The organism is Cupriavidus sp. a3 (genome assembly GCF_051015765.1).
Taxonomy (GTDB): Bacteria; Pseudomonadota; Gammaproteobacteria; order Burkholderiales; family Burkholderiaceae; genus Cupriavidus; species Cupriavidus oxalaticus_A.
The window spans coordinates 2198901-2221274 of sequence record NZ_CP170644.1; the positions used below are offsets into that span (position 1 = coordinate 2198901).

At 70.1% G+C, this 22374-nt stretch carries 21 protein-coding genes and 1 pseudogene; 14 read left to right on the forward strand and 8 right to left on the reverse strand.

All coding sequences use genetic code 11. The annotated features are described in order from the left end of the window. Positions 1 to 4: 4 nt before the first annotated feature. Positions 5 to 667 (reverse strand): 3-oxoacid CoA-transferase subunit A, encoded by a 663-nt coding sequence (locus tag ACAD63_RS31835; protein ID WP_195428012.1) that lies wholly within the window; start codon positions 665 to 667, stop codon positions 5 to 7. Between the two features lie 518 nt (positions 668 to 1185). Between ACAD63_RS31835 and ACAD63_RS31840 the strand changes: the two genes are divergently transcribed. Then, the gene (locus ACAD63_RS31840) at positions 1186 to 1425 is read left to right on the forward strand and encodes a hypothetical protein (RefSeq protein ID WP_135703458.1); all 240 of its coding nucleotides are present in this window, start codon (positions 1186 to 1188) and stop codon (positions 1423 to 1425) included. Positions 1426 to 1467: 42 nt separating this feature from the next. On the opposite strand, the gene ACAD63_RS31845 is transcribed toward ACAD63_RS31840, so the two are convergent. Beyond that, on the reverse strand, positions 1468 to 4530 hold the full coding sequence (locus tag ACAD63_RS31845; protein ID WP_135703457.1) for an AAA family ATPase: 3063 nt from the start codon (positions 4528 to 4530) through the stop codon (positions 1468 to 1470). Further along, positions 4527 to 5675 (reverse strand): exonuclease SbcCD subunit D, encoded by a 1149-nt coding sequence (locus ACAD63_RS31850; RefSeq protein ID WP_135703456.1) that lies wholly within the window; start codon positions 5673 to 5675, stop codon positions 4527 to 4529. Before ACAD63_RS31850 ends, ACAD63_RS31845 begins: the two co-directional genes overlap by 4 nt. A gap of 112 nt (positions 5676 to 5787) precedes the next feature. Between ACAD63_RS31850 and ACAD63_RS31855 the strand changes: the two genes are divergently transcribed. Next, positions 5788 to 5922 (forward strand): hypothetical protein, encoded by a 135-nt coding sequence (locus tag ACAD63_RS31855; protein WP_276609531.1) that lies wholly within the window; start codon positions 5788 to 5790, stop codon positions 5920 to 5922. A 147-nt stretch (positions 5923 to 6069) separates the two neighbouring features. Here ACAD63_RS31855 and ACAD63_RS31860 read toward each other — a convergent pair whose 3' ends face one another. After that, positions 6070 to 6276: a dodecin gene (locus ACAD63_RS31860; protein WP_029048440.1), complete on the reverse strand. Its 207-nt coding sequence runs from the start codon at positions 6274 to 6276 to the stop codon at positions 6070 to 6072. 237 nt (positions 6277 to 6513) lie between these two features. Here ACAD63_RS31860 and ACAD63_RS31865 point away from each other — a divergent pair, with 237 nt between their 5' ends. The 3 genes from ACAD63_RS31865 to ACAD63_RS31875 all read left to right on the forward strand — a co-directional run bounded on the left by ACAD63_RS31865 (position 6514) and on the right by ACAD63_RS31875 (position 9736). Beyond that, positions 6514 to 7209, forward strand: coding sequence for a phospholipase D family protein (locus ACAD63_RS31865; RefSeq protein ID WP_133097930.1), 696 nt, complete (start codon positions 6514 to 6516; stop codon positions 7207 to 7209). 147 nt (positions 7210 to 7356) lie between these two features. After that, the gene (locus tag ACAD63_RS31870; RefSeq protein WP_135703455.1) at positions 7357 to 8067 is read left to right on the forward strand and encodes a dienelactone hydrolase family protein; all 711 of its coding nucleotides are present in this window, start codon (positions 7357 to 7359) and stop codon (positions 8065 to 8067) included. Between the two features lie 121 nt (positions 8068 to 8188). After that, positions 8189 to 9736: an acyl-CoA synthetase gene (locus ACAD63_RS31875; protein ID WP_135703454.1), complete on the forward strand. Its 1548-nt coding sequence runs from the start codon at positions 8189 to 8191 to the stop codon at positions 9734 to 9736. 31 nt (positions 9737 to 9767) lie between these two features. Here the strand turns inward: ACAD63_RS31875 and ACAD63_RS31880 are convergent, their stop codons facing one another. Both ACAD63_RS31880 and ACAD63_RS31885 read right to left on the reverse strand, forming a co-directional pair. Continuing rightward, positions 9768 to 10469, reverse strand: coding sequence for a glycine zipper 2TM domain-containing protein (locus tag ACAD63_RS31880; protein WP_135703453.1), 702 nt, complete (start codon positions 10467 to 10469; stop codon positions 9768 to 9770). 174 nt (positions 10470 to 10643) lie between these two features. After that, positions 10644 to 11102: a MarR family winged helix-turn-helix transcriptional regulator gene (locus ACAD63_RS31885; protein ID WP_133097926.1), complete on the reverse strand. Its 459-nt coding sequence runs from the start codon at positions 11100 to 11102 to the stop codon at positions 10644 to 10646. A gap of 211 nt (positions 11103 to 11313) precedes the next feature. Between ACAD63_RS31885 and ACAD63_RS31890 the strand changes: the two genes are divergently transcribed. Together ACAD63_RS31890 and ACAD63_RS31895 are read left to right on the forward strand one after the other, a co-directional pair. Then, entirely contained in the window at positions 11314 to 11877 is a 564-nt protein-coding gene (locus tag ACAD63_RS31890; protein ID WP_133097925.1) for a YggT family protein, read from the forward strand. Between the two features lie 160 nt (positions 11878 to 12037). Then, complete coding sequence (locus ACAD63_RS31895) at positions 12038 to 12331, forward strand: hypothetical protein (protein WP_135703452.1); 294 nt, start codon at positions 12038 to 12040, stop codon at positions 12329 to 12331. A 54-nt stretch (positions 12332 to 12385) separates the two neighbouring features. Here the strand turns inward: ACAD63_RS31895 and ACAD63_RS31900 are convergent, their stop codons facing one another. Then, complete coding sequence (locus tag ACAD63_RS31900; RefSeq protein ID WP_133097923.1) at positions 12386 to 13405, reverse strand: LysR family transcriptional regulator; 1020 nt, start codon at positions 13403 to 13405, stop codon at positions 12386 to 12388. 60 nt (positions 13406 to 13465) lie between these two features. Between ACAD63_RS31900 and ACAD63_RS31905 the strand changes: the two genes are divergently transcribed. Beyond that, positions 13466 to 15088, forward strand: a complete 1623-nt coding sequence (locus ACAD63_RS31905; protein ID WP_434034285.1) for an MFS transporter — start codon at positions 13466 to 13468, stop codon at positions 15086 to 15088. Between the two features lie 203 nt (positions 15089 to 15291). Next, complete coding sequence (locus ACAD63_RS31910) at positions 15292 to 16128, forward strand: IclR family transcriptional regulator (protein ID WP_133097921.1); 837 nt, start codon at positions 15292 to 15294, stop codon at positions 16126 to 16128. Between the two features lie 30 nt (positions 16129 to 16158). Here the strand turns inward: ACAD63_RS31910 and ACAD63_RS31915 are convergent, their stop codons facing one another. Continuing rightward, positions 16159 to 17019: a phytanoyl-CoA dioxygenase family protein gene (locus ACAD63_RS31915; protein ID WP_434034286.1), complete on the reverse strand. Its 861-nt coding sequence runs from the start codon at positions 17017 to 17019 to the stop codon at positions 16159 to 16161. A gap of 250 nt (positions 17020 to 17269) precedes the next feature. Between ACAD63_RS31915 and ACAD63_RS31920 the strand changes: the two genes are divergently transcribed. The 5 genes and pseudogenes from ACAD63_RS31920 to ACAD63_RS31940 form a co-directional block, all read left to right on the forward strand. Next, positions 17270 to 18196 carry an AAA family ATPase gene (locus ACAD63_RS31920; protein ID WP_434034287.1) on the forward strand — a complete coding sequence of 309 codons (927 nt, stop codon included), beginning with the start codon at positions 17270 to 17272 and terminating at the stop codon, positions 18194 to 18196. 5 nt (positions 18197 to 18201) lie between these two features. Then, positions 18202 to 19269 (forward strand): DUF58 domain-containing protein, encoded by a 1068-nt coding sequence (locus tag ACAD63_RS31925; RefSeq protein WP_434034288.1) that lies wholly within the window; start codon positions 18202 to 18204, stop codon positions 19267 to 19269. Next, a complete protein-coding gene (locus ACAD63_RS31930) occupies positions 19266 to 21239 on the forward strand; it encodes a transglutaminase TgpA family protein (protein ID WP_434034289.1) in 1974 nt (657 codons plus the stop codon). Before ACAD63_RS31925 ends, ACAD63_RS31930 begins: the two co-directional genes overlap by 4 nt. A 31-nt stretch (positions 21240 to 21270) precedes the next feature. Beyond that, a complete protein-coding gene (locus ACAD63_RS31935; protein ID WP_434034290.1) occupies positions 21271 to 21741 on the forward strand; it encodes a MarR family winged helix-turn-helix transcriptional regulator in 471 nt (156 codons plus the stop codon). Then, positions 21738 to 22129 (forward strand): annotated as a pseudogene (locus tag ACAD63_RS31940) (MFS transporter); the annotation flags it as partial. The gene ACAD63_RS31935 and the pseudogene ACAD63_RS31940, both read left to right, overlap by 4 nt. Positions 22130 to 22374: the final 245 nt, after the last annotated feature.

The window sequence follows — 22374 nt, forward strand, 5'->3', positions numbered from 1 at the left end:
GCGCTCAGGCGACCTTGACGACGCGCTTGACGAAGAGGCCCGGCGTCACGATGTGTTCGGGGTTCATCTCACCCAGCTCGACAACCTTGTTGACCTGCACGATGGCGCACTTGGCGGCCATGGCCATGATCGGGCCAAAGTTGCGCGCGGTCTTGCGGTAGGTGAGGTTGCCCCAGCGGTCGGCGGTGTCGGCCTTGATCAGCGCGAAGTCGGCGTGGATCGGCGATTCGAACACGTAGCCCTGGCCATCGATGATGCGGGTCTCCTTGCCCTCTGCCAGCGGCGTGCCGTAGGCGGTGCGGGTAAAGAAGCCGCCGATGCCGGCGCCAGCAGCGCGGATGCGCTCGGCCAGGTTGCCCTGCGGCACCAGTTCCAGCTCGATCTCGCCGGCGTGGTAGAGCGAGTCGAACACGTACGAGTCCGTCTGGCGCGGGAACGAGCAAATGATCTTGCGCACGCGCCTGGCCTTCAGCAGCGCGGCCAGGCCGGTGTCGCCGTTGCCGGCGTTGTTGTTGACGATGGTCAGGTCGCGCGCGCCTTGCTCGATCAGCGCGTCGATCAGTTCCGCGGGCATGCCTGCGAGGCCAAAGCCACCAATGAGGATGGTGGCGCCGTCGTGGATGCCGGCCACCGCCGCTTCCACCGTGTCGTATAGCTTGTTGATCACTTGCGTTTCCAGGTCGGAAGATCCGCAGGCTACCGGAGCGGGCCGCAAGGCGCGGCGCATGAAAGACGGTCTCCGATAGTCCTGCCGGAAGGATGTTCGTTCGCAGCCGGCGGCATTGGCGCCGCCAGTACCGCCCGTTGAACGGTCCAGCAGTCTGCGTGGTGTTGTTTGGGGCCGCGCGGTTCCCACGGCCGCGATCCGAAAGCCGCCAGCGGTTGGCTGGACCATTGTTCGCTATTAGAACTTGAATTCGCAGAATGAACAGATTACACCTGCGCGCGGGCGACGGTCAACCAGTGGGCCCGCCCAGGGCACACACGGTGGGCGATCACCGCGCGAGGTGACGGCGGCTTCCCGTGTAGGACAGAACCGACAGGGGAATCGGTTCGCTGTCGATGTTGCGCCGGGGTCGCGGGGACTATCGTTGAATCAGAGGACGGCAGCGCCCGCACAGCAGCCCCCGGACCACCCGGCTCAGGCGCGCCGCCAGGCAACAGACAAGAACGAGGAGTCAGACCATGGCCACCGTCAATGTCCCGAATGCCTCCACGCAACATGCCGCAGCCCTTGCGCGCATCCTGCAGGTTACGCAGCAGGCGTGGGGATTGGGCCAGGAAAACAAGCGAAGCATCGCGTCCGCGACAGGTCTCGGCGTTGCGCCCAAGCTGTCGCGCCGCGCGCGGCTGGCGCGGGCCGCCGCACGCGCGTTCGAGGCGCAGGTCATGGCGATCCGCTGCCGCCAGGTGTTCGTCGGCTGAGCGGCATGCCGGCCACCCCGGCCGGCAAATACGCAAATATTCTCAGGCCGCGGCCGCCACGCCGCTCAGCGTGGCGCGGCTGCCGCCAACCCCCGGCCGCACTTCCAGACGCACGTCGATGCGCTCGCGCAGTTCTGCCACGTGCGAGATGATCCCTACCAATCGGCCGGCTTGCTGCAGGTCGAGCAGCGTGCGGATGGCAAAGTCCAGGCTTTCCGGATCCAGCGTGCCGAACCCTTCGTCAACGAACAGCGTATCGAGCTGGATGCCGCCCGCGCGCGACTGCACCACGTCGGCCAGGCCAAGAGCCAGCGACAGCGACGCCAGGAAGCCTTCGCCGCCCGACAGCGTATTGGCCGGGCGCGGCGCCCCGGTGTCGTGGTCGAACACTTCAATATCCAGCCCGCCTGCACTGCGCTGGTCGGCCTGCTCGCGCACGCGCTGCAGCACATAGCGGCCCCGGCTCATCGCCAGCAGCCGCGCCGACGCGGCTTCCAGCACCTCGTCAAGCAGCGTTGCCAGCACGAAGCGCTGGAAGGTCATGCGGCGCGGGTTGTTGCCGTTGGCCACCTCGGCCAGCCGGCCCAGCACCGCATAGCGGGCTTCGATATCGCGGCCCTGCGCGTCGAGCTGCTGCAGGCGCAACTGGCATTGCTGCAGCGTGTCGCGCGCGCGGCCGCGATCCGCCTGTTGCCGGACCAGGGCTTCGACTGCGTCGGCGGCGGCCTGCCGGGCGGCGCGCAATCCGTCCAGGTCCGGCACGCCGAGCCCTTGCGCGGCGGCGTCGGCGCGCTCGCGCAGCCGGGCGGCGGAGACCAGCTCCATATCGAATGCACGCAGCGCCTGGTCGATACGCGCCATGTCGGCATCGGGCAGGCTGGCCGCGGCATGCGCCCGTGCATCGGCAAGACCTTCACGCGCCAACGCTTGCGCCAGCGCGCCTTCCGACTCGGCAAGGCGCGCGGCGGCTTGCGCCTGGGCCTGCCGGGCCGAGCCGAGCGCGGCCTGCGCGGCGGCGGCATCGGTGGCTGCCTGCCGTTCCGCCGCCTGCGCGGTGGCGAGCGCGTGCTCCAGCGCCGCGGCATCGGCCTGGGCCTGGCGCAGGGCTTCGGCCAGCGCCACCGGATCGCGCGAGTCTTCGGGGACCTGCGCGCAGGCAACCTGCCATTCGACCTGGCACTGCGCCAGCGCTTGCGAAGCCGTTTCCGCTGCGGCGGCGGCTTCGCGGCCGGCGAGCTCCGCCGCTTCGCGCGCGGCGCGGCTGGCGGCGATGGCCGCTTCGCACTGGCCAACGCTGGCCGCTGCCTGCTGGCCTGCTGCCAGCGCGGCTTCCAGCGTTGCCATGTCTGTCTTCAGCTGGCGCGCGGCCTCCTCCGAGACATCGCCCAGGGCCTGCGCGAGTTCCTCGGCGCGCTCGCGCGCCTGCAAGCTGGCGGCCTGCGCGGCTTGTAGCTGGCCGGCGCAACGCACCGCCTGCGACTCGGCCTCGAGCATGGCGCCGCGCGCCTGCTCCAGCGCCTCATCGGACAGCGGTGTCTCGACATGCTGCGCCGGCGTGGGATGCGCACTGCTGCCGCATACCGGACACGCCTCGCCGGTGGCGAGCAACGCCGCCAGCCGGGCCGCCTGGCCGGCGCGCCACGCGGCTTCGGCTTCGGCCAGCGCGGCACGGCGGCGTTCGCGCATGCGGTCGGCCAGTTGCAGCGCCGCTTCCACGTCGGCTGCCTGCGCGACGGCATTGGCGAGCGCCTGCATCGCCTGCGCGTGACGGCTGAATTGCCGCGACTTTTCCTGCAGCGCGGCGAGCTGCAGTTGCGTGCCTTGCAGCTGCGCGGCAGCCAGCTGTGCCTGCCCGAGCGCGGCCTCCGCCGCCACGGCCTCGGCCTGGCTCGCCGCCAGCCTGGCGGCGGCACGCTCGCGCGCCGCGGTGGTGGCGGCTTGCTTCTGCTGTGCCGCCTCCAGGGCCTCGCGCAGCGTGCCGAGCTGGCGCGCGCGCGGCAGCATGGCGTCCAGTTCCGCGCAGCGCCGCTGCGCGGCCGAGCGCAATCCGGCACGGCCGGTCTCGGCCTGCAATGCGGCGGCGGCCTGCGCCGCCTGCTGCGTGGTGCGTGCCGCGCCCGCTTCGGCCTGCTCAAGCGCGGTCCCGGCCGCAGTGAGGTCCCGCTGCGCGAGCTGCCACTGCTGCAATGCCGGGTTGACGCGTGCCGCCCGCTGCGCCGCCTGCAGCCGCATGCGTTCGGCCTCCATCACGGGTTGCTGTGCCAGCAACGCCGTGTGCGCGGCTTCGGCCTGCTGGCGCTCCTGCAGCCGCGCCGCGACCTGTTCGCCCGCGCCCAGCGCCGCCTGCGCAGCGGCCAGCGCCTGGCGTGCGACCTGCTCCTGTGCCTGCAGCGCATGCATTTCCGCCTGCAGCGCGGCGATGCCGTCGGCAAGCGCCTGCGCGCTCTCCATGCCGGCCTGCCGCAGCGCTTCGTCGCGCTGGATGCCGATGCGCTCGGCATCGCGGCGGATGCCGGCCGCCTGCGTCTTCAGCAGTTCTTCCACGCGGCGATAGAGCTCGGTCCGGAACAAGCGCTCCAGGATCGCCTGCCGCGCCTGCGAACTGGCGGTCAGCAGTTCGCGGAAGCGCCCTTGCGGCAGCACGATGACCTGGCGGAACTGCGCGCTGTCGAAGCCGAGCAGCTCGCGGATGGCATCGCTGACCTTGCCCGGCTGGCCAGCCTTGCTGACCCAGCCATTGCCGTCATGCTGGTCGAGCTGCGCCTTGGCCGGCTCCGTCAGCCAGCCCTCGCCGCGCTGCTTGGGCCGCTCCTGCGCGGGCGAGCGCACCACGCGCCAGCGTTGCGCGCCCAGGCTGAATTCCAGCGTGACCTCGGTGCGCAGTCCCGGCGCGGCGTTGGCGCTGCGCATGGCCTGCGCACTGCGCTCGCCGCCGGAGGTATCGCCATACAGCGCAAAGCAGATGGCGTCGAGCAGCGTGGTCTTGCCGGCGCCGGTGGGGCCGTGGATCAGGAAGAAGGCCTGGTCGCCGAGCCGCGTGAAATCGACCTGCTCGGTCGCGGCAAACGGCCCGAAGGCCTGCAGGGTCAGGTGCAGAGGTCTCATGCCGACTCCCGCTCCGCCGCCGCCATGCCGGCCAGCACATGGTCCAGCACCTCGCGGTGGCCCGGCTCCAGCTCGGCATCGGCCACCTCGCGGAAAAAGCTGGCAAACAGCTCGCCGGTGCCAAGCTGGCGCAGCTGGCGGCCCGCTTCCGAGGCCGTGCCGCTGCGCGCCAGCACCGCGCGCTCGATCGCCAGCGCATTGGGGTAGACCTGGCGCAGCTTGGCCATGGGGTCGAGCAGCGCGCCGGCATCGGTCAGGCGCGCGTGGATATAGTCGTCGCGCTGCGGGTCATCTGCGCCAGCGGCAAGCAGCGCGGCCAGTTCGCCTTCCACCACGCGCACGTCGCGCAGCGGCTGCAGCGGCACCGGCGTGATCGAGACGGTGCCATCGCCATCCAGCTCGATGCGCGACACCGACTTGTCGTGCGCGCATTCGGACAGCGAGTACTTGAGCAGCGAGCCGGCGTAATGGATGCGGCCCCCGCCAAGCGTCTGCGGCCGGTGCAGGTGGCCCAGCGCGACCAGGTCGAAACCGGCGAAGAGGTCGGCCGCCACGGCGCCGCTGCCGCCGACCGACAGCGGCCGCTCCGATTCGCTGGCCGCGCCGCCGACCACGAAGGCATGGCCCACCACCACCGCGCGCACGCCCGGGGGATGGACCGCGCGGATCGCGTCGAGCTGCGCGCGCAGCGCGGCTTCGTGCGAGGGCAGATCGGCGCCCATGGCGTCGCGCACCACCGCGGGCTCGGCATAGGGCAGCGCGTAGACGCGCACTTCGCCGTGCGCGTCCTGCAGCGTCACGCTGGCGGCCTCGGCCAGCGTGCGGCCGGCCACGTGCAGGCCCTGCGCGCGCATCAGGCGCGCGCCGAATTCCAGCCGCTGCGCGCTGTCATGGTTACCGGCGATCATCACCACCGGAACGCCGGCATCGACGACGATGCGGCCCAGCACGTCGTCGAGCAGCGCCACGGCCTCGGGCGGTGGCACGGCGCGGTCATAGACGTCGCCGGCGATCAGCACGGCGTCGGGTCGTTCGGCTTTGACCAGTTCAACGAACTGGCCAAGGATATGGGCCTGGTCTTCCAGCAGGCTGCGGGCATGGAAGAGCCGGCCGAGATGCCAGTCGGCGGTGTGCAGGAAACGCAATCTGGGATCCGGTGGATTTTGCGCGCATGTGGCGCGCGAACCCAGCATGATAAATCGTCGCGGTGCCTGCATGACCGTTCAGCGACGGTTCAGCCGCGCCGGCGCATCATCCGTGAAGACCAAGCAGAAGGTGTGGCCGGCGCAGAAGCCCGTCGACGCCAGCACCACGGTGGAGCTGGTCGGCGAGTACGACACGGAGCTGATCGGCGAATCGCACTTCGACGTGAAGGAAATCCGCCTGCCTTGATCGTTGACCGCGCGGGCATGCGCCCGTCGGGGATTGCGCCGCAGTTGACCGCGGCGAACGGGCCGCCGCCGGCCGCTCTGTAAATGCAGGAGGCCAAGCAGTCCGAAGCAGGAACGATACGCGGCGCAAGCCGCGAGCGCGCCGGGCTCAGGTCACGCGGAAGCCGACCTTCAGCGTGACCTGGAAATGAGCGATCTTGCCGTTCTCGATATGGCCGCGCGTTTCCACCACTTCGAACCAGTCGATGTTCTTGATGGTTTCGCCAGCCTTGGCGATGGCGCTGCGGATCGCCGCATCGCAGCCATCCGGCGAAGAGCCGACGATTTCGACCAGCTTGTAGGTATGGTTCGACATGTCCCTCTCCTTGGCGGGCAGGCCCGCGGGGTTCCATCCATCATAGGCGCCATGCGCCGATAGTCCCAAGGCCGGTGCCGCCGGCGCATATCCTGTTACACATCGCCCTTTGCCAGTGGCGTATGCGGCTGCTACGCTGCGGTCCCGCGCACCACAGCCCGCGCCGCGCGGCGCGCGCAGGCTGTCCCTGACCGAAGCCAGCATAAACGTCGCGACCTACGCGCCCTGACTTACCGAATGTTCCGCCGTACCGTACTGGGCCTTGCCCTCGCCGCCGCCGTATCGGCCTTCACCTCGTTCAGCCCCTTCGCCCTGATCGCGCATGCGCGTTCGGCGTCCGGCTTCGACCAGGTCACCGAGTCCATCACCAACAGCATCAGCGACACCTTCAGCGAAGCGGTAGCGAAGCACCTGCCTTCGCGGTCCGGCAAGCCAGCGCAGCCGCCCGAGGCCAGCCCCGCGCCGAGCAAGGCGTTCGCGCAGGGCAGCGGCTACACGCTGTGCTTCGTGCCCGACGGTGCGAGCTGCCAGGCGCTGCTGGTCAATGCCATCCGCAGCACGCGCCGGCAGCTGCTGATCCAGGCTTACTCGTTCACCAGCGCACCGATCGCCGAGGCCGTGGCGCAGGCGCACCGGCGCGGCGTGGACGTGCGCGTGATCCTCGACAAGAGCCAGCAGTCGGAGCGCTATACCAGCGCCACCTATCTCAAGCACGCGGGCGTGCCGGTGGTGATCGACAACAAGCCCGCGATCGCGCACAACAAAGTGATGGTGTTCGACGAACAGGCAGTGTTCACCGGCTCGTTCAACTTCACCAAGTCGGCGCAGGAGCGCAATGCCGAGAACGGCATGCTGATCCGCGGCGATGCGGCGGTGGTGAAGGCCTATACGGACAACTGGCACAAGCGCTACCGGCAATCGCGCGCATATTGAGCGCTTCCCTGACCCGGCAAACGACAGCGCCGGCACGACGGCGCGCGCGGTGGCAAACTTGCGGCTGGCGCGCGGCACGCGCCGCGCATTCCGCCGACCCGCCGCGCGTTCCGCCTACCTAGTGAGCCATTCCGGAGAGCCTTTGCCATGACAGCCATTCCCGACAGCCAATGGATCCGCGTCGACAGCGACGCGGGCAGCTTCGACGCCTACCTCAGCCTGCCGCCGGCGGGCGTCCGGCCCGGCGCGCCCGGCATCGTGCTGCTGCAGGAAATCTTCGGCGTGAACGAACACATCCGCGCGGTGGCTGACCAGTACGCCGCCGACGGCTATGCCGTGCTGGCGCCCGACGTGTTCTGGCGCGACGCGCCGCGCGTCGAACTGGGCTACGCCGGCGACGACATGACGCGTGCGCTGGCGCTGCGCCAGGCGGTCGACATCGAAGCCGCGATGGGCGACATCGCCGCCACCGTGCAGGCGCTGCGCCAGCGTACCGGCGCCGGCAAGGTCGCAGCGGTGGGCTACTGCTTCGGCGGCCTGCTGTCGTACCTGAGCGCGGCGCGCGGGCTGGTCGACGCGGCGGTGCCGTACTATGGCGGCGGCATCCAGAACCAGCTGCAGGAAGCGGCGAACATCCGCGTGCCGGTGCAGTTCCACTACGGCGCGCTCGACGCGCACATCCCGCCCGAGGCCGTGCTGAGCGTGCGCGACGCGGTGGCCGGCAAACCCGGCACCGAGATCCACGTCTACGGCAACGCCGACCACGGCTTCAACTGCTGGGCGCGGGCCTCGTACCACCAGCCCAGTGCCGCGCTGGCACACGGGCGCGCGCTGGCCTTCCTGGCGCAGACGCTGTAACAGGCCACCCGGGGGCGCTCGCCCCCTGCGCCGCCTTGCCAGGGCGAGGCGGCAGCCCTTATCCTCGGCGCTTGGCTTCAAAGACTTGCTGGACCCTCAAACCATAACGACGGAGACCACCATGCAGTCAGAGCAGCAGCGCGCCCTGCGCAACACCATCCCCGACGCCATCGCCCGCGCGGTGCGGCGCAGTCCCGCCAAGACCGCGCTCCGCTTCGGCGAGCGGGCCTGGAGCTACCGCGAACTCGACCTCGCCGCCGCGCGCGTGGCCGGCGCGCTGGCACGATGGGGCCTGCGCCCCGGCGACCGGGTCGCGGCCTTTGGCAAGAACTCGGATGCGTACGTGCTGCTGTGGCTGGCCTGCCTGCGCAGCGGCCTGGTCCATGTGCCGGTCAACTTCTCGATGACGCGAGCGGAGGTGGAATACCTCGTGACGCAGTCGGGCGCCAGCGCGATCTTTGCCGACCCGGTACTGGCGGCGCGCATCGAAGGCCTGCCGTGCCGCATCGGCGGCACGCTGCATGGCGGCGGCAGTGCGCGCGATATCCTCGCCGCGGCAGCCAGCGGGCCCGAAGCACCAATACTCGACAGCCTCGCCGACACCACGCCGGCGCAGATCCTGTACACCTCCGGCACGACCTCCGCACCCAAGGGCGCGGTGCTGACCCACCGCGCGCTGCTGGCCGAGTATGTCAGCACGATTGACGCCTGCGACATCCGCGCCACGGACTATTCGCTGGCAGCGCTGCCGCTGTACCACTCGGCGCAGATGCACGTGTTCCTGATGCCGCTGCTGCTGTGCGGCGGCACCACGCTGATCGCCGACAGCCCCGAGGCGGGCTACTGCCTGCGCACCATCCACGCGGAAGGCATCACCAGCTTCTTTGCCCCGCCCACGGTCTGGATCTCGCTGCTGCGCCATGCCGAGTTCGAGCCCGCCAGGCTCGGCGCGCTGGTCAAGTCCTACTACGGGGCATCGATCATGCCGGTGCCGGTGCTGCTGGAGTTGCAGCAGAAGCTGCCGGCGCTGCGCTTCTACAACTGCTACGGGCAGAGCGAAATCGGGCCGCTGGCGACAGTGCTGGGCCCCGACGAGCATGCGGCGCGGCCCGCGTCGGCAGGACGGCCGGTGCTGAATGTCGAGACGCGCATCGTCGACGAGACCATGCAGGACGTCCCTCCCGGCGAGCTCGGCGAGATCGTGCACCGCTCGCCGCAACTGCTGACCGGGTACTGGGACAAGCCGGAGCAGACCGCCGAAGCATTTGCCGGCGGCTGGTTCCATTCCGGCGACCTCGGCTACATGGATGCCGAGGGCTACCTGTACGTGGTCGACCGGATCAAGGACGTGATCAATTCAGGCGGCGTGCTGGTCTCGAGCCGGGAAGTGGAGGAGTGCCTGTACACGCATGGCGCGGTGGCCGAAGCGGCGGTGTTCGCGCTGCCGCATCCGAAGTGGGTCGAGGCAGTGGCCGCGTGCGTGGTGCGCAAGCGCGGCCAGGAGGCCAGCGAAGAGGCGCTGATCGCGCATGCGCGCGAAGCGCTGGCGCCGTTCAAGGTGCCCAAGCGCATCGTGTTCGTCGACGACCTGCCGCGCAATACGGCCGGCAAGCTGCTCAAGCGCCAGCTGCGCACGGATTACGCGCAGCTGTTCAGCACCGAAGCCTAGCCGGCCGGGAGCGCCATCGCATCGGCATCGGTCAGTACGGTACCGCCACGCCGTTCTCGACCTTGACGCGGTCGCCGATGCGCATCTGGTAGGCGTTGGACTGCGTCAGCGTCAGGTAGGCGTTGTCGCTGGTGCGCACGCGCACGCGGTAGGCCGACGCGCTGGTGCCGGTGCGCTTCTCGACCTCGTTGCCGGCCACCGCGCCTACCACGGCGCCGCCGATGGTCGCTACCGTATTGCCGCGGCCGCCGCCGACCTGGTGGCCGAGCAAGCCACCGACGATGCCGCCGACCACCGCGCCCGCGCCGCTGGTCGAGGGCGGCTGGCCGGCAACCACTTCGATGGCCTCTACCCAGCCGTAGCGTACGCCGTACGCCTGGTTGCCGTAGTTGCTGTTGCCATAGCCGTTGCTGTCGTAGCCGCCGTCCGGATATTGCTGCTGCGGATACCCCTGTTGCGGATAGCCTTGCTGCGGATATTGCTGTTGAGGGTAGCCCTGCTGGGGATAGCCCTGCTGCGCCGGGTAGCCGCTGATGGTGGTGCCGCTGGTGCCGTAGTTGCCGCCATAGCTTCCACCATAGCTGCCGCCATAGGCGGTATTGGTGCCGTAGCTGCCGTAGCCGCTGCCATACCCCCCGCCATAGCCGTTGTCATAGCCATACGGCGTGGCACACCCGGCGAGCGCACCGGCGCCCAGCACCGCAAGCACAACCGAACGAAAGGGGATGGACATGGCTCGACTCCTGCGCACTGCGCTTATTGATGATGGTGATGAATGCGCGCGAGTCTAGGGCCGCGCGCGGGCGGCGGGTGTCACCGGAGCTTTTGATTGGTAACCGCCTGTAACCGGATCCGTGGCACCCGGTTGGCACCCGGTTGGCACCCGGTTGGCGCTCGGCTGGCAGGCTCAGCCGCGCTCGGCGCCGTCGTCGTTGAACTGCGTGATGCGTGCCACGCGGAAGGTGTTGCGCAGCGATTCCAGCTCGGTCCGGTGCAGCATCGCCAGCCGGTTCAGGCTGCGCTCGCCCTTGGCCAGCAGGTGCACCTGCACCACGCGCCGGTCCTCGGGATTGAGGCGGCGCTTGACCAGTCCGGCCGCCTCGCAGCGGTTGACCAGCGCCACCACGCCGTGCTGCTTGGCCTGCAGTCGTTCGGCCAGCTCGCCGATCGAGGCCCACTCCTTGTCGGCGCTGCCGCGGATATGCAGCAGCAGCAGGTACTGCTGCACGGTCAGCCCTTCCTCGCGCGCCGCATCCTCGGAAAACCGCAGGAAGCGCCGCAGCTGGTAGCGGAAGTCCGAGAGCGCCTCGAAATCCGCCTTGTTGAGCGGCGCAGGGTTGCGGGACGAGGCTGGCTTGCTGGGCATAGGACGAGACGGAAGAACGGCGCAAGGCGCAAAAAAAAACGGGGACGTGCCCGCCGCCGGCGCAGTGCGGCCGCGGGCGCTCGCAATTATAGGGCGGCGCCGGCATGTTGGACGCGCCACAGGCACGCGACCCGGATGTGCCGACGTGACGCCGGGCTATGGCAGAATCTGTGCGGTTGCAGACACCCTAACCCCACCGGAAACCGCATCGATGTTTACGGAAATCGCCCTCTTCCTGCTGGATACCATCTTTACCTTGTTCGGCATGGCCCTGCTGCTGCGCGTCTGGATGCAGCTGACGCGGCTGCCGACGCGCAACCCGGTCTCGCAGGGCGTGTTCCAGATCACCGACTGGCTGGTGCGGCCGCTGCGCCGGATCATTCCGGGCGTGGGCGGCATCGACTGGGCCACGGTGGTGGCGGCCTGGCTGACGGCGGTCGTGTTCCTGCTGCTGGTCGCGCTGCTCAGCGGCGCCGACCTGCTGGCGTTCCTGCCGGCGGTGCTGCTGACCGCGTTGCTCTATGTGCTGAAGTGGGCGATCAGCCTGGTGATGTGGGTCACGCTGCTGATGGCGATCCTGTCGTGGGTCAACCCGCATTCGCCGATCACGCCCGCCATCGACCACCTGACCGCGCCGGTGCTGCGCCCGATCCAGCGCGTGGTGCCCCGCCTCGGGGGCTTCGATGTCTCGCCGCTGGTGCTGTTCGTGATCGCGCAGATCCTGCTGATGGTGGTCGCCAGGCTGGGCGCGAGCGTGTTCAACATGCATTTTTGAGGACCGCAGGCCGCTGCGATGGGGCCGGGCACTGGCCGGCGCATTGTCCAGATGTCTGGACAGTGTTTCGAGAATTGACGCTTTTTCTGCTTAGTGTGAAGTCCTACATTACAGGCAACGTGGCGCTGCAGCCACGCACCCTGCCAAGAAGGACCACACCATGAAGACCCTCGCACAACCCCGCAACCTGGCGCTTTCGCTGCTGTGCGCGGCCGGCCTGTCGTTTGCCGCCGCTGCCGCGCACGCCTCTGAACCCGTTTCCGATATTGCGCGCCTCGACGGCGGCATCGCCCACGCCAGCAAGGCCGATCCTTTCCTGGACGGCGCTCGATATGCCTTCCGGAACGGCCGCGCCGATCCGTTCACCGACGGTGCCAGGCAAGGCAAGGTCGATCCGTTCACCGACGGCGCCGCCATCACCGGCCGTCGCGACAGCTTCACCGAAGGCGCCTGAGTCTGCGCGTTTTCCCTTGCCACGGCCTTGCGCCGTGGTGGCCCGCCGGCGTCCTCAACCCGCAGGGCGGGCCTCTCCCTGTGCCAGGCCGCTTCCGTCAGCCTGCGCGTCGTCTTCGGGCCCAGCGCCCTCCCTCGCCCACTCGCCGGGCTCGATCCCTTCCAGGCCTGGCTCGGGCCCCAGCTCCGACACCATCATCGACTCGATCGCTTCCATGAACACGCGCACCTTGCGCGGTTGCAGGCGCCGGTCCGGCAGCAGCGCGAACACGCGCAGCGGCGGCAGCGGGAAATCCGGCAGCACCCGCACCAGGCGGCCCTGCGCGATCTCGGCCTCGCAGTAGTTCACCGACAGGCGCGCGATGCCGAGGCCCGCCAGCGCGCCCTGCAGGCGCAGCTCGGCGTTGAAGGTCTGCATGCGCGGGCGGATCGGCACGGAGACGGTCTCGCCGTCGCGGGTGAATTCCCACACCGTGTCGCCCGGCGTGGTCAGCGTCGGCATGTTGGCCAGGTCTTCCGGGCGCAGCTGCGCCGGCAGGCTGTCCGCCAGCGACGGCGCGGCGAACAGCCCGCGCTCGACGTGGTAGATGCGGCGGGCCACCGTGCCGGAGTCGGGCAGGTCGGCATCGACGATGACGAACGCCACGTCAAACCCGTCGCGGATCGGGTCGACCAGTCCCTGCGTGATCTCGACCGCCACATCCAGCGCCGGATGCGCGACGAGTGTACGGCAGATCACCCCGCCCAGTTGCTGGGCGCCAAATTCATAAGGTGTGGCGATGCGCAGCACGCCCTGCACGCGCTCCTCGCGCGCCAGCGTTTCCTGGCGGATCTCGCGCAGCCGCGCGAACAGCGGCGCCACGTCGCGATAGACCGCCTTGCCGGCATCGGTGAGGCGCATGCGCCGCGTGGTGCGCTCCAGCAGCTTGGCGCCGATGGCGGTTTCCAGCCGCGCGACCGCGGCCGAGACGCGCGACTTGGGGCAATCGAGCTGCTCCGCCGCGGCCGTGAACGTTCCCTGCTCGACGACGCAGCAGAACGCTTCCCAGTCGTTCCATTGAATTGTTTGATTCACCGGACAATGTTTCCCTGACAGCCTGTAGTTCTCGGCGGCAGGCGACATTATGCTTGAGCGATGCAACAAACGCCTGTCCCGGCTGCACCGGACGGCTCAGCCCCAGCGCTGGCAACATCAGTCCCGGCAGCCCTCGCCCCCGCTACGACACCGGCCTCCGCCCCAGCACACCCCCGCATGCAACTCACCAGTCACCCCGAAATGGGTCACTGGCGTCTTTCATTGTTCGGCCTGACGCTCGGCCTGGTCACCGGCATCGACTTTTCTTCCACGTTGATGATGGGCGTGGCCAGCCAGCATATCCAGGGCGGCGTCGGCGCCGCGCCCGAAGATTACCTGTACGCGGTCTCGGCTTATGCCGCCACCGCGGTGCTGATGAACATGGTGCTCGACCAGGTCGCGCGCCGCATCACGTACAAGCGCTTTACGCTGGTGTCGCTGGTGGTGTTCATCCTGGGTTCGCTGATCTGTGCCGAATTTGCCAGCCCCACCGGGCTCATCTCCGGCAAGGCGGTGCAGGGCCTGGGCGCCGGGGGCCTGTTCGCGGCCTCGCGCATCCTGGTGCAGCTGGTGTCGACGCCGGCCGAACGCGGCGCGCTGATGCTGCGCTTCGGCGGCGGCGCGTTCTCGATGCTGGCGCTCGCGCCGTGGCTGACCAGCATGTTCCTCGACGATATCGGCTGGCGCGCGGTGTTCCTGTTCCAGGCCGGCATTGCCTTGCCGGTGCTGCTGTCGGTGGCGCTGACCTACCCCACGCGCGCGCCGCGCGACCGGCATCCGCCGGTGTCGACGCTGGACTGGCCCGCCGCGATCGCCGCCGCGGCCGGCGCGCTGGTGTTCCTGCATACGCTGCAGGAAATGCGCTACACGCGCTTCTTCAGTTCGCTGGAAATGCCGCTGGCGGCGCTGTGCGGGCTGGCGCTGTTTGCCTTCGCCGGCTGGCGCCTGTACCGCCATCCCGACCCGTGGATCGACCTGTCGCGGCTGGCCGGGCGCCAGTATCTCTACGGGCTGGGCTTCTACACGCTGTATTACCTGATGTCGTCGGCATGGGCCTTCCTGCTGCCGTCGCTGACGCAGACCGGCCTGGGCCTGACCTTCCGCACCACCTGCATGCTGCTGGCAACCAGCGGCACGGTGGCGACCATCGGCGCCATCGTCATCACGCTGGGCATGGCGCTGGTGTTCCGCAAGCGGCGCGTGATCGCGCTTGGCTTTGTCTTCTATGCCTGCGCAGCGATGCTGTTTTCGCACCAGCTGATGCCGGGCGCGCCCGACTATGCGCTGGTGCCGGTGGTGCTGCTGGAAGGGCTGACGCCGGTGCTGCTGATGGTGCAGGTGGCATCGATGACCTACCTGGAGGTGCCGGTCGAGGATTTCTCGCACGCCTACCAGTTCAAGAACGTGTGCAAGCAGATTGCCTCGGCCGTGGGCACCGGCCTGGCCAGCGTGTTCATGCAGGACGGGCTGGCCGAGCACCGCACCCACCTGGTCGAGCAGGTCACGCGCTTCAACCCGGCGCTGCAATCGCCGGATGCGCTGTCGGCCTCCGGGCTGGCGAAGATCTCGCTGGAAATCGACCGGCAGGCCACGCTGCTGGCAGGTATGGACATGCTGCATGGCTTCGCGGTGATCTGTGTGCTTGGCGCGGTGTTCGTGCTGGTGCAGCGCAGCTTCCGCTAAGACGCCTCTCCAGCCCCCGATAACAAGGGAGGCGGTGCAGGAGACAGCATGGCGGCGGCGTTCCGAACGGGCGCCGCCGGGGCCATGCCGCCATCCCCCGCTGGTGGTGAGCCATGGGGGCCGGCACTGGCGTTGTGCCGGCATTTCCTCTACCCTTTCGGCCTTTCCGTGCCAATCCGGCGACCCGCGCCGGTGCTACACCGATGGCCAGTTCCACCGACTCCCCCCGCGACGCGCAGACGCCCCAGGGCGCAGGCAGCGCCGCCGCGCCCGAGAAGCCAAGCGACAGCTATGTGCAGTCCTTTGCACGCGGGCTGTCGGTCATCCGTGCCTTCAATGCCCAGCACCCGGCACAGACGCTGACGGAAATCGCCCAGGCCAGCGGCCTGACGCGCGCGGGCGCGCGCCGCATCCTGCTGACACTGGTGGGACTGGGCTATGTGCAGGCGGACGGGCGGCTGTTCCGGCTGACGCCCAAGATCCTCGACCTCGGCTTTGCCTACCTGACCTCGATGCCGTTCTGGAACCTGGCCGAGCCGATCATGGAGACGCTGTCGCAGCAGGTGCATGAAAGCTGCTCGATCTCCGTGCTGGACGGGACCGAGATCGTCTACGTGCTGCGCGTGCCGGCGCGCAAGATCATGACCATCAACCTGTCGATCGGCAGCCGGCTGCCGGCGTATTGCTCGTCGATGGGCCGCGTGCTGATGGCAGGGCTGAACGAAGCCGAGCTGGACGCCGTGCTGCGCGCCAGCGAACTGCGCGCGCGCACCAGCCGCACCGTGACTGACATCGAAGCGCTGAAGACCATCGTCGCCGATATCCGCACGCGCGGCTGGGCGTTGAACGACCAGGAGCTGGAAGAGGGACTGGTGTCGCTGGCGGCGCCGATCCGCAACCGCGCCGGCCAGACCATCGCCGCGATCAATATCAGCGGCCAGGCCAATCGCACCAGCGCGCAGGAAATGCTGGAGCGCTTCCTGCCGCCGCTGCTCGAAGCTTCGGAAAAAATTTCGGGGCTGGTCGGGCTGCGTACCTGAAGGCCGGCCCCACCACCCGCGCCGGCTGCCTCAGCCGGCCACCGGCAGCGCCACGCTGCCGAACTCGGCCGAACGCGTGCCGTCCAGCGGCCGGTTGCTGGCGCCGAAGTACGCAAAGGCAACCGACAGCTTGACCGCGTTGGAGGCATTGCGGCCCGCCGCGTGGAACAGCCGGCTGTCGAAGAACAGCACGTCGCCGCGGTGCAGCGCGAGCGGCCGCGCCGCCTGCAGCAGCGGCTGGCTGGCGGGATGCGCCTCGATCAGGAATTCCGCGGGATCCAGCTGGCCCGGCTCCAGCGCCGCGCGGTGCGAGCCCGGAATGACGCGCAGCACGCCGTTGCTTTCATCCTCGTCGCCCAGCGCCAGCCAGACCGTCACCAGCTCGGGCTTGGCAAACGACCAATAGCGCGTATCGCGGTGCCAGCCGGTCTGGCTGCCGTAGTGCGGGTGCTTGGTCATCACGCAGTTGTGGTGCGCCAGCGTCAGGCACGCGGGTTCGCCCAGCAGCGCCTGCACCACCGACACCAGCTTCGGAGCGGTAGCCCAGTCGTGGAACACTTCGTCGCGGCCGTAGGCCTGGCGCAGCCGCCTGACGGTGCCGCCGCCGGCGGCGTCGCGCGCGGCCGGGGCGCCGGGATAGCCCAGGTCGGCCTCGAACTCCACCGGTGGCACCACCGCCGCCAGGTGCCTGCGCGCCACCGCTTCCAGCGCGGCGCAGTCTGCCTCGCTCCCGAAGCCGCGCAGGATCACGAAGCCGTTGGCATGGAAGGCCTGCGCCAGGCGCAGCAGCGCGTCGGAATCGGCGGCGCCGGGGGTCAGCACGGCAGCCGCAGGGAGGTCGGCACGGAGGTCGCCACGGAGGTCGGCGGAGGGGTCCAGCGAGGCAGTCATTGCAGCGGGCAGCGGAAGGAGAAAGAAATACGGTTGGGCCGGCGGTGGCCCGACAGGCTCATGATGCCAGAACCGGCGCAAACTGGCGCAGCCTGTGCGCCATCCGGGTGCATCGCCGCCGGCCCGGGGTGTCTCCGTTCGGAAACAGACGGTGCCGCGTGCCGCGCACGCCGCTACAATGCGCTGCACTGCGTCCCCGTTTTTGCCGCCGGTCCGGCTCCCTTCCAACTCCCTTGCGCCGAGGTCCAACGTGACTGCTCGCCCACGCATCGTCGCTTCGCTGGCCGAGGCCCAGGCCCAGCTGGGCCGCATCGTCCTTGGCAAGCCGCAGCAGGTCCGGCTGGCGCTGGCCTGCATGCTGGCGGGAGGCCACCTGCTGCTGGAAGACGTGCCCGGCGTGGGCAAGACCACGCTCGCGCATGCGCTGGCGCGTACGCTCGGGCTGCAGTACCAGCGCGTGCAGTTCACCAGCGACCTGCTGCCGGCGGACCTGATCGGCGTCTCGGTGTTCGTGCGCGATGCGGGCGAATTCCGCTTCCATCGCGGCCCGGTGTTCGCGCAGGTAGTGCTGGCCGACGAGATCAACCGGGCGCCGCCCAAAACCCAGAGCGCCCTGCTCGAAGCCATGGCCGAGCGACAGGTGACCCATGACGGCACCACGCACGCGCTGCCGGAACCGTTCTTCGTGATCGCCACGCAGAATCCGCTGGAGCAGCTGGGCACCCATGCGCTGCCTGAATCGCAGCTCGACCGCTTCACCATGCGCGTGTCGCTGGGCTATCCCGATCCCGCCTTCGAGCGCGTGCTGTACCTCGGCGGCGCCAGCGCGGCGGAAGCCACGCCGGTCATGGATGCCGCGCAGGTGCTGGCCCTGCAGCAGGCCGCCGCGCAGGTGTACGCCAGCCCCGCGCTGGTCGATTATGTGCTGGCACTGGTGCAGGCCACGCGGCGCCACAGCGGCTTTGCCGCCGGCCTGTCGCCGCGCGCCGGGCTGGCGCTGCTGGCCTGCGCGCGCGCATGGGCCCTGCTGGCGCAGCGCGAACTGGTGCTGCCCGAGGATGTGCAGGCGGTCTTTGCCGCCGTTGCCGCGCACCGGCTGCTGCCGGCGGGCGGCGGCAGCCCCGCGGCGGTGGACGGCGAGCTGGCGGCGCTGCTTGCCGGCGTGGCCATTCCCTGACGCCCATGGCGAGCGATCCGCTGGCGGCGCCGCACGACAACCGGAACGCGGCCGCACACCATCGCCTGCCCTGGCCAGGCCTGTTCGCGTCCGTCAGGCTCTTCCGCCAGCGCATTGCCGCGCGCCGGCCGTCCGGCGGCACCGTGCGGCTGGACCGGCGCCATCTCTATATCCTTCCCGCGCGGGGCGGCATCGGCTTTGCCGTGCTGCTCGGCGCGATGCTGCTGACTTCGCTCAACTACAACATCAGCCTAGGCTTCGCGCTGACCTTCCTGCTGGCCGGCATCGGCATGTCATGCATGTGGCTGGCCTACCGCAACCTGCTCGAACTGGCGGTGAGCGCGGGCACGGTGGCGCCGGTGCATGCCGGCCAGCTCGCGGTGTTTGCGCTGCGCGCCGACAACGCCGACGCTGGCGCCCGCATCGGCATCGAGGCGCGCGTGCCGGCGCTGCCAGAAGTGGTGCCGGCCACGCTGACGCTCGATGGCCACGCCAGCGGCACGCTTGCACTGCACGTGCCGGCCCCGCGGCGCGGGCGGCTGGTGCTGCCGCGCGTGGTGATCAGCAGCCGCTTCCCATTCGGGCTGTTCCGCGTCTGGAGCCATGCGGACCTGCCGCTGTCGACGCTGGTCTACCCGGCGCCGGAAGTTAATGCACCGCCCCCGCCCGCCGCGTATCGCCCTGGCGCGGATGACGCGGGACCTGCCGCGTCATCCGTTCCGGGCGACGACGGCATCGACCAGCTGCGGCGCTACCGCAGCGGCGACCCGCTGCACCGGATCGCGTGGAAGCACAGCGCGCGCACCGGCCGATGGCTGAGCCGCAGCGGCGATCCGCCGCAGCGCCCGGCGCGCTGGCTCGACTGGCAGGCGATGCCTGCGGGCATGGACGCCGAAGCGCGGCTGTCGCGGCTGTGCGCCTGGCTGCTGGCCGCGCCGGACGATGCGGAAATCGGCCTGCGCCTGCCGGGCCTCGAATTGCCGCCCGCATGCGGCGCAAGCCATCGGCGCGCCTGTCTTGAAGCGCTGGCGTTGTGGCCGCAGCATCCAACGCGGCCCGGAGCCCGCCGATGAACGCCGTGGCAAGGCCGCTGCGGCATGAAGACCACGGCATGCTGCTCGGCCAGCTGGCGCTGGTGCTGGCGCCGCAGGCGCGGACCTTGCCGGTGTCGGTCAGCCTGCTGTTGTTGCTGCTGCTGGGCTGGCGCTGGCTGCTGTGGCGCCGGCGCGCGCCGCTGCCGTCGCGCTGGATGCTCGGCACCACCGCGCTGCTGGTGCTGCTGATGGCCAGTGCGCTGGCCTGGCAGGCCGGCGGCGGCGTGGGGCGCGAGCTGGCGGTGGCGCTGCTGGGTGCGTTCGTCATCCTCAAGCTGCTGGAGTGCCGCGCGCTCGGCGATGCCACGCTGGTGACGCAGTTGTCCTTCTACCTGCTACTGACGCTGTACCTGTCGGACCAGCCTTTCTGGCTGGCGCTGTACAGCCTGGCCATCGGCGCCTGGGTGTTGCGCAACTGGCTGCTGCTGCACCACCCGGAGGCGCGCAGCCGGCTGGCGATCTGGCCGATGCTGGGCCGCATGGCGCTGCTCGGCCTGCCGTGGGCGGTGGCCATGTTCGTGCTGTTCCCGCGGCTGGAGCATCCGCTGTGGCAGCTGCCGCAGTCCGCGCCCACCGGCACCACCGGCCTCAGCGATACCATGCGGCCAGGCAGCGTCGGCCAGCTGATCCGCTCGCCGGCGCTGGCGCTGCGCGCTGAAGTCACCGGCCCGCCGCTGCCTGCCGCGGCGCTGTACTGGCGCGCGCTGGTGCTGTGGGAGTACGACGGCACCACCTGGCGTCCGGCGCGGCAGCGCCTGCACGCGCAGGCGCCCGCACCTGCGATGGCAGTGGCTGGACGTGGAGTCGACTACAGCATCACGCTCGAGCCCAGTTCGCAGCACTGGCTGCTGGTGCTGGACCGCGGACAGGCCCTGTCGCCATCCGCCGACGCCGCCGTCACGCCAGATGGCGAATTCCTGTCGCGCCGGCCGGTGGACCAGCGCATCCGCTACCAGGCGCGATCGACGCTCACGCCGGCACCGGAGGCGCTGGATGCCGCCACGCGCCGGCTGGCGCTGGCCCTGCCCGCAGGCAACCCGCGCGCCCGCGCGCTGGCGTCAACCTGGGCCGCGCAGCACGCCGATCCCGCCGCACGCGTGCAGGCGGCACTGCGCCTGTTCGCCGCCGCGCCGTTTGCCTACACGCTTAGCCCGCCACAGCTCGGCGCGGAGCAGGTCGACAGCTTTGTGTTCGACACCCGGCGCGGCTTCTGCGAACACTACGCCAGCAGCTTCGTCTTCCTGATGCGCGCCGGCGGCGTGCCGGCACGGGTCGTCACTGGCTACCAGGGCGGCGAATACAACCCCATCGGCGGCCACTACGTGGTGCGCCAGTCCGATGCCCACGCCTGGGCCGAAGTCTGGCTCGACGGCCGCGGCTGGGTGCGCGTCGATCCCACCAGCGCGGTCGCGCCCAGCCGGATCGAGCGGGGCCTGGACGCCGTCCTTGGCGCCGAGGCCGCGGCCTGGCGCCCGGCGCACCAGCCGGGCTGGCTGCAGGATGTCCGTTGGGCCTACGAGGGCATGGTCTACCGCTGGCAGCGCTGGGTGCTGCAGTACGACCACGCGCAACAGGCGCGCCTGCTGGCCACCCTCGGCACGGGCGCCAGTGCCGGGCAGCTGCTGGCCGGCGCGCTCGGGGTGCTGTGCCTGCTCGCACTGGTGCCGCTGTGGCGGCGCCGGGAGCGGGCCGATCCGCTTGACGCAGCCTACGACCGCTTCTGCGAACTGTTGGCCCGGCACGGCTGCGCGCGCGCGCCGGCCGAAGGTCCCCAGGACTTCGCCGCACGCGCCAGCACCCGACTGCCGCAGGCGGCCGCAGCCATCGCGGCGGTTGCCGCGGCCTACATCGGGCAACGCTATGGCAATGCCGATCCGGCTCACGTGCGGCAGGCGGCGGAGCGCATGCGGGCGGGTACGCGGGACATCGCGGGCGCGCTGCGTCGGTAATCAATCCGTCGCCAACGGATTGCTGCCCGCCATGAGTTTCGAAGCCCGCATAGATCGCTATTGCGCCAACCATCCCGAAGCGCCGCGCGACCTGATCCTGGCCTCGCGCTTGCTGCTGCGCGCGCATATCGACCAGGCGCTCGCCCCCTTTGAGCTGGACATGAACCAGTACCTGGTGATGAGCATGCTGTCGGCCGACGAAGGCCAGCCCAGCATGGCGTCCGAGTTGGGTACGACACTGGACGTCACCCGCACGCAGATGACGAGGCTGCGGGACGGGCTCGAAGCGCGCGGCCTGCTGCGCCGCCAGGCGTCGGCGCAGGACCGCCGCAGCCTCGAACTGACCCTGACCGCGGCCGGACGGCGCCTGCTGGAGCGGGCCGCGCCGGTGGTCCACGCCGCCTACGGCGAGGCCTGGGCACCGGTGGGCGCGAGCGGCCTCGCCGGTGCCACCCGCGCGCTGACGCAGTTGCACCGGACCCTGCAAGCCCTGCAGCCATGACGGCCGGCACATCCTGGCGGCCGCTGTCGCGGCTGCGCGTCGACATGCGCTGGCTGCGCTGGCTCAGCCACCGCCAGCGCCAGACGCTGCTGATGATGCTGCTGGCGCTGGCCACCGGCGTGGAGTTCCTCGAGAACATCATGTTCGTGTTCGCGTCGAGCCATATCGTCGGCGGCATCGGCGCCGATCCGCGCACCTTTGCCCCGGTGCAGGCGGCCTACGCCGTCGGCAGCATGCTGATGATCCTCAAGCAGCGGTGGCTGTTGCGCCGGTTTGGGTACCGCTATTAGCTGACCGGCGCCCTGCTGCTGTTCATGGCCGGTACGCTTGCTGCGGCCACCGGCCATACGCTGGCGCAGATGTGGCGGCGCGTTTTGTCCAGGGCGTGCAGCAATGGGGGGCGTCGGTGCAGGCGGCGCTGTCCGCGCGCGGCTTCGACATGGCACAGGCACACCAGGGAGCACTGGCGCAACTCGCAGCGATGGTCGAGCAACAGGCCAGGCTGATTGCCTGCGAGGATATCTACCGGTTGATTGCGGTGCTCGCGCTTGGCGCGGCGGCGTTTCATGCTGGCGCAGCGGCGTCTGGCCTGAAACGCGCGCATTTTCCCGCCGTCAGTGGCGGAACGCTGGA

Bases quoted from the DNA above. Each gene is read 5' to 3' on its own strand.
- ACAD63_RS31860 (WP_029048440.1), bottom strand. From the start codon at position 6,276: ATGTCGAACCATACCTACAAGCTGGTCGAAATCGTCGGCTCTTCGCCG.
- ACAD63_RS31840 (WP_135703458.1), top strand. From the start codon at position 1,186: ATGGCCACCGTCAATGTCCCGAATGCCTCCACGCAACATGCCGCAGCC.
- ACAD63_RS31875 (WP_135703454.1), top strand. From the start codon at position 8,189: ATGCAGTCAGAGCAGCAGCGCGCCCTGCGCAACACCATCCCCGACGCC.
- ACAD63_RS31880 (WP_135703453.1), bottom strand. From the start codon at position 10,469: ATGTCCATCCCCTTTCGTTCGGTTGTGCTTGCGGTGCTGGGCGCCGGT.
- ACAD63_RS31930 (WP_434034289.1), top strand. From the start codon at position 19,266: ATGAACGCCGTGGCAAGGCCGCTGCGGCATGAAGACCACGGCATGCTG.
- ACAD63_RS31925 (WP_434034288.1), top strand. From the start codon at position 18,202: ATGGCGAGCGATCCGCTGGCGGCGCCGCACGACAACCGGAACGCGGCC.
- ACAD63_RS31885 (WP_133097926.1), bottom strand. From the start codon at position 11,102: ATGCCCAGCAAGCCAGCCTCGTCCCGCAACCCTGCGCCGCTCAACAAG.
- ACAD63_RS31915 (WP_434034286.1), bottom strand. From the start codon at position 17,019: ATGACTGCCTCGCTGGACCCCTCCGCCGACCTCCGTGGCGACCTCCGT.
- ACAD63_RS31905 (WP_434034285.1), top strand. From the start codon at position 13,466: ATGCAACAAACGCCTGTCCCGGCTGCACCGGACGGCTCAGCCCCAGCG.
- ACAD63_RS31895 (WP_135703452.1), top strand. From the start codon at position 12,038: ATGAAGACCCTCGCACAACCCCGCAACCTGGCGCTTTCGCTGCTGTGC.
- ACAD63_RS31865 (WP_133097930.1), top strand. From the start codon at position 6,514: ATGTTCCGCCGTACCGTACTGGGCCTTGCCCTCGCCGCCGCCGTATCG.
- ACAD63_RS31845 (WP_135703457.1), bottom strand. From the start codon at position 4,530: ATGAGACCTCTGCACCTGACCCTGCAGGCCTTCGGGCCGTTTGCCGCG.
- ACAD63_RS31890 (WP_133097925.1), top strand. From the start codon at position 11,314: ATGTTTACGGAAATCGCCCTCTTCCTGCTGGATACCATCTTTACCTTG.
- ACAD63_RS31935 (WP_434034290.1), top strand. From the start codon at position 21,271: ATGAGTTTCGAAGCCCGCATAGATCGCTATTGCGCCAACCATCCCGAA.
- ACAD63_RS31910 (WP_133097921.1), top strand. From the start codon at position 15,292: ATGGCCAGTTCCACCGACTCCCCCCGCGACGCGCAGACGCCCCAGGGC.
- ACAD63_RS31870 (WP_135703455.1), top strand. From the start codon at position 7,357: ATGACAGCCATTCCCGACAGCCAATGGATCCGCGTCGACAGCGACGCG.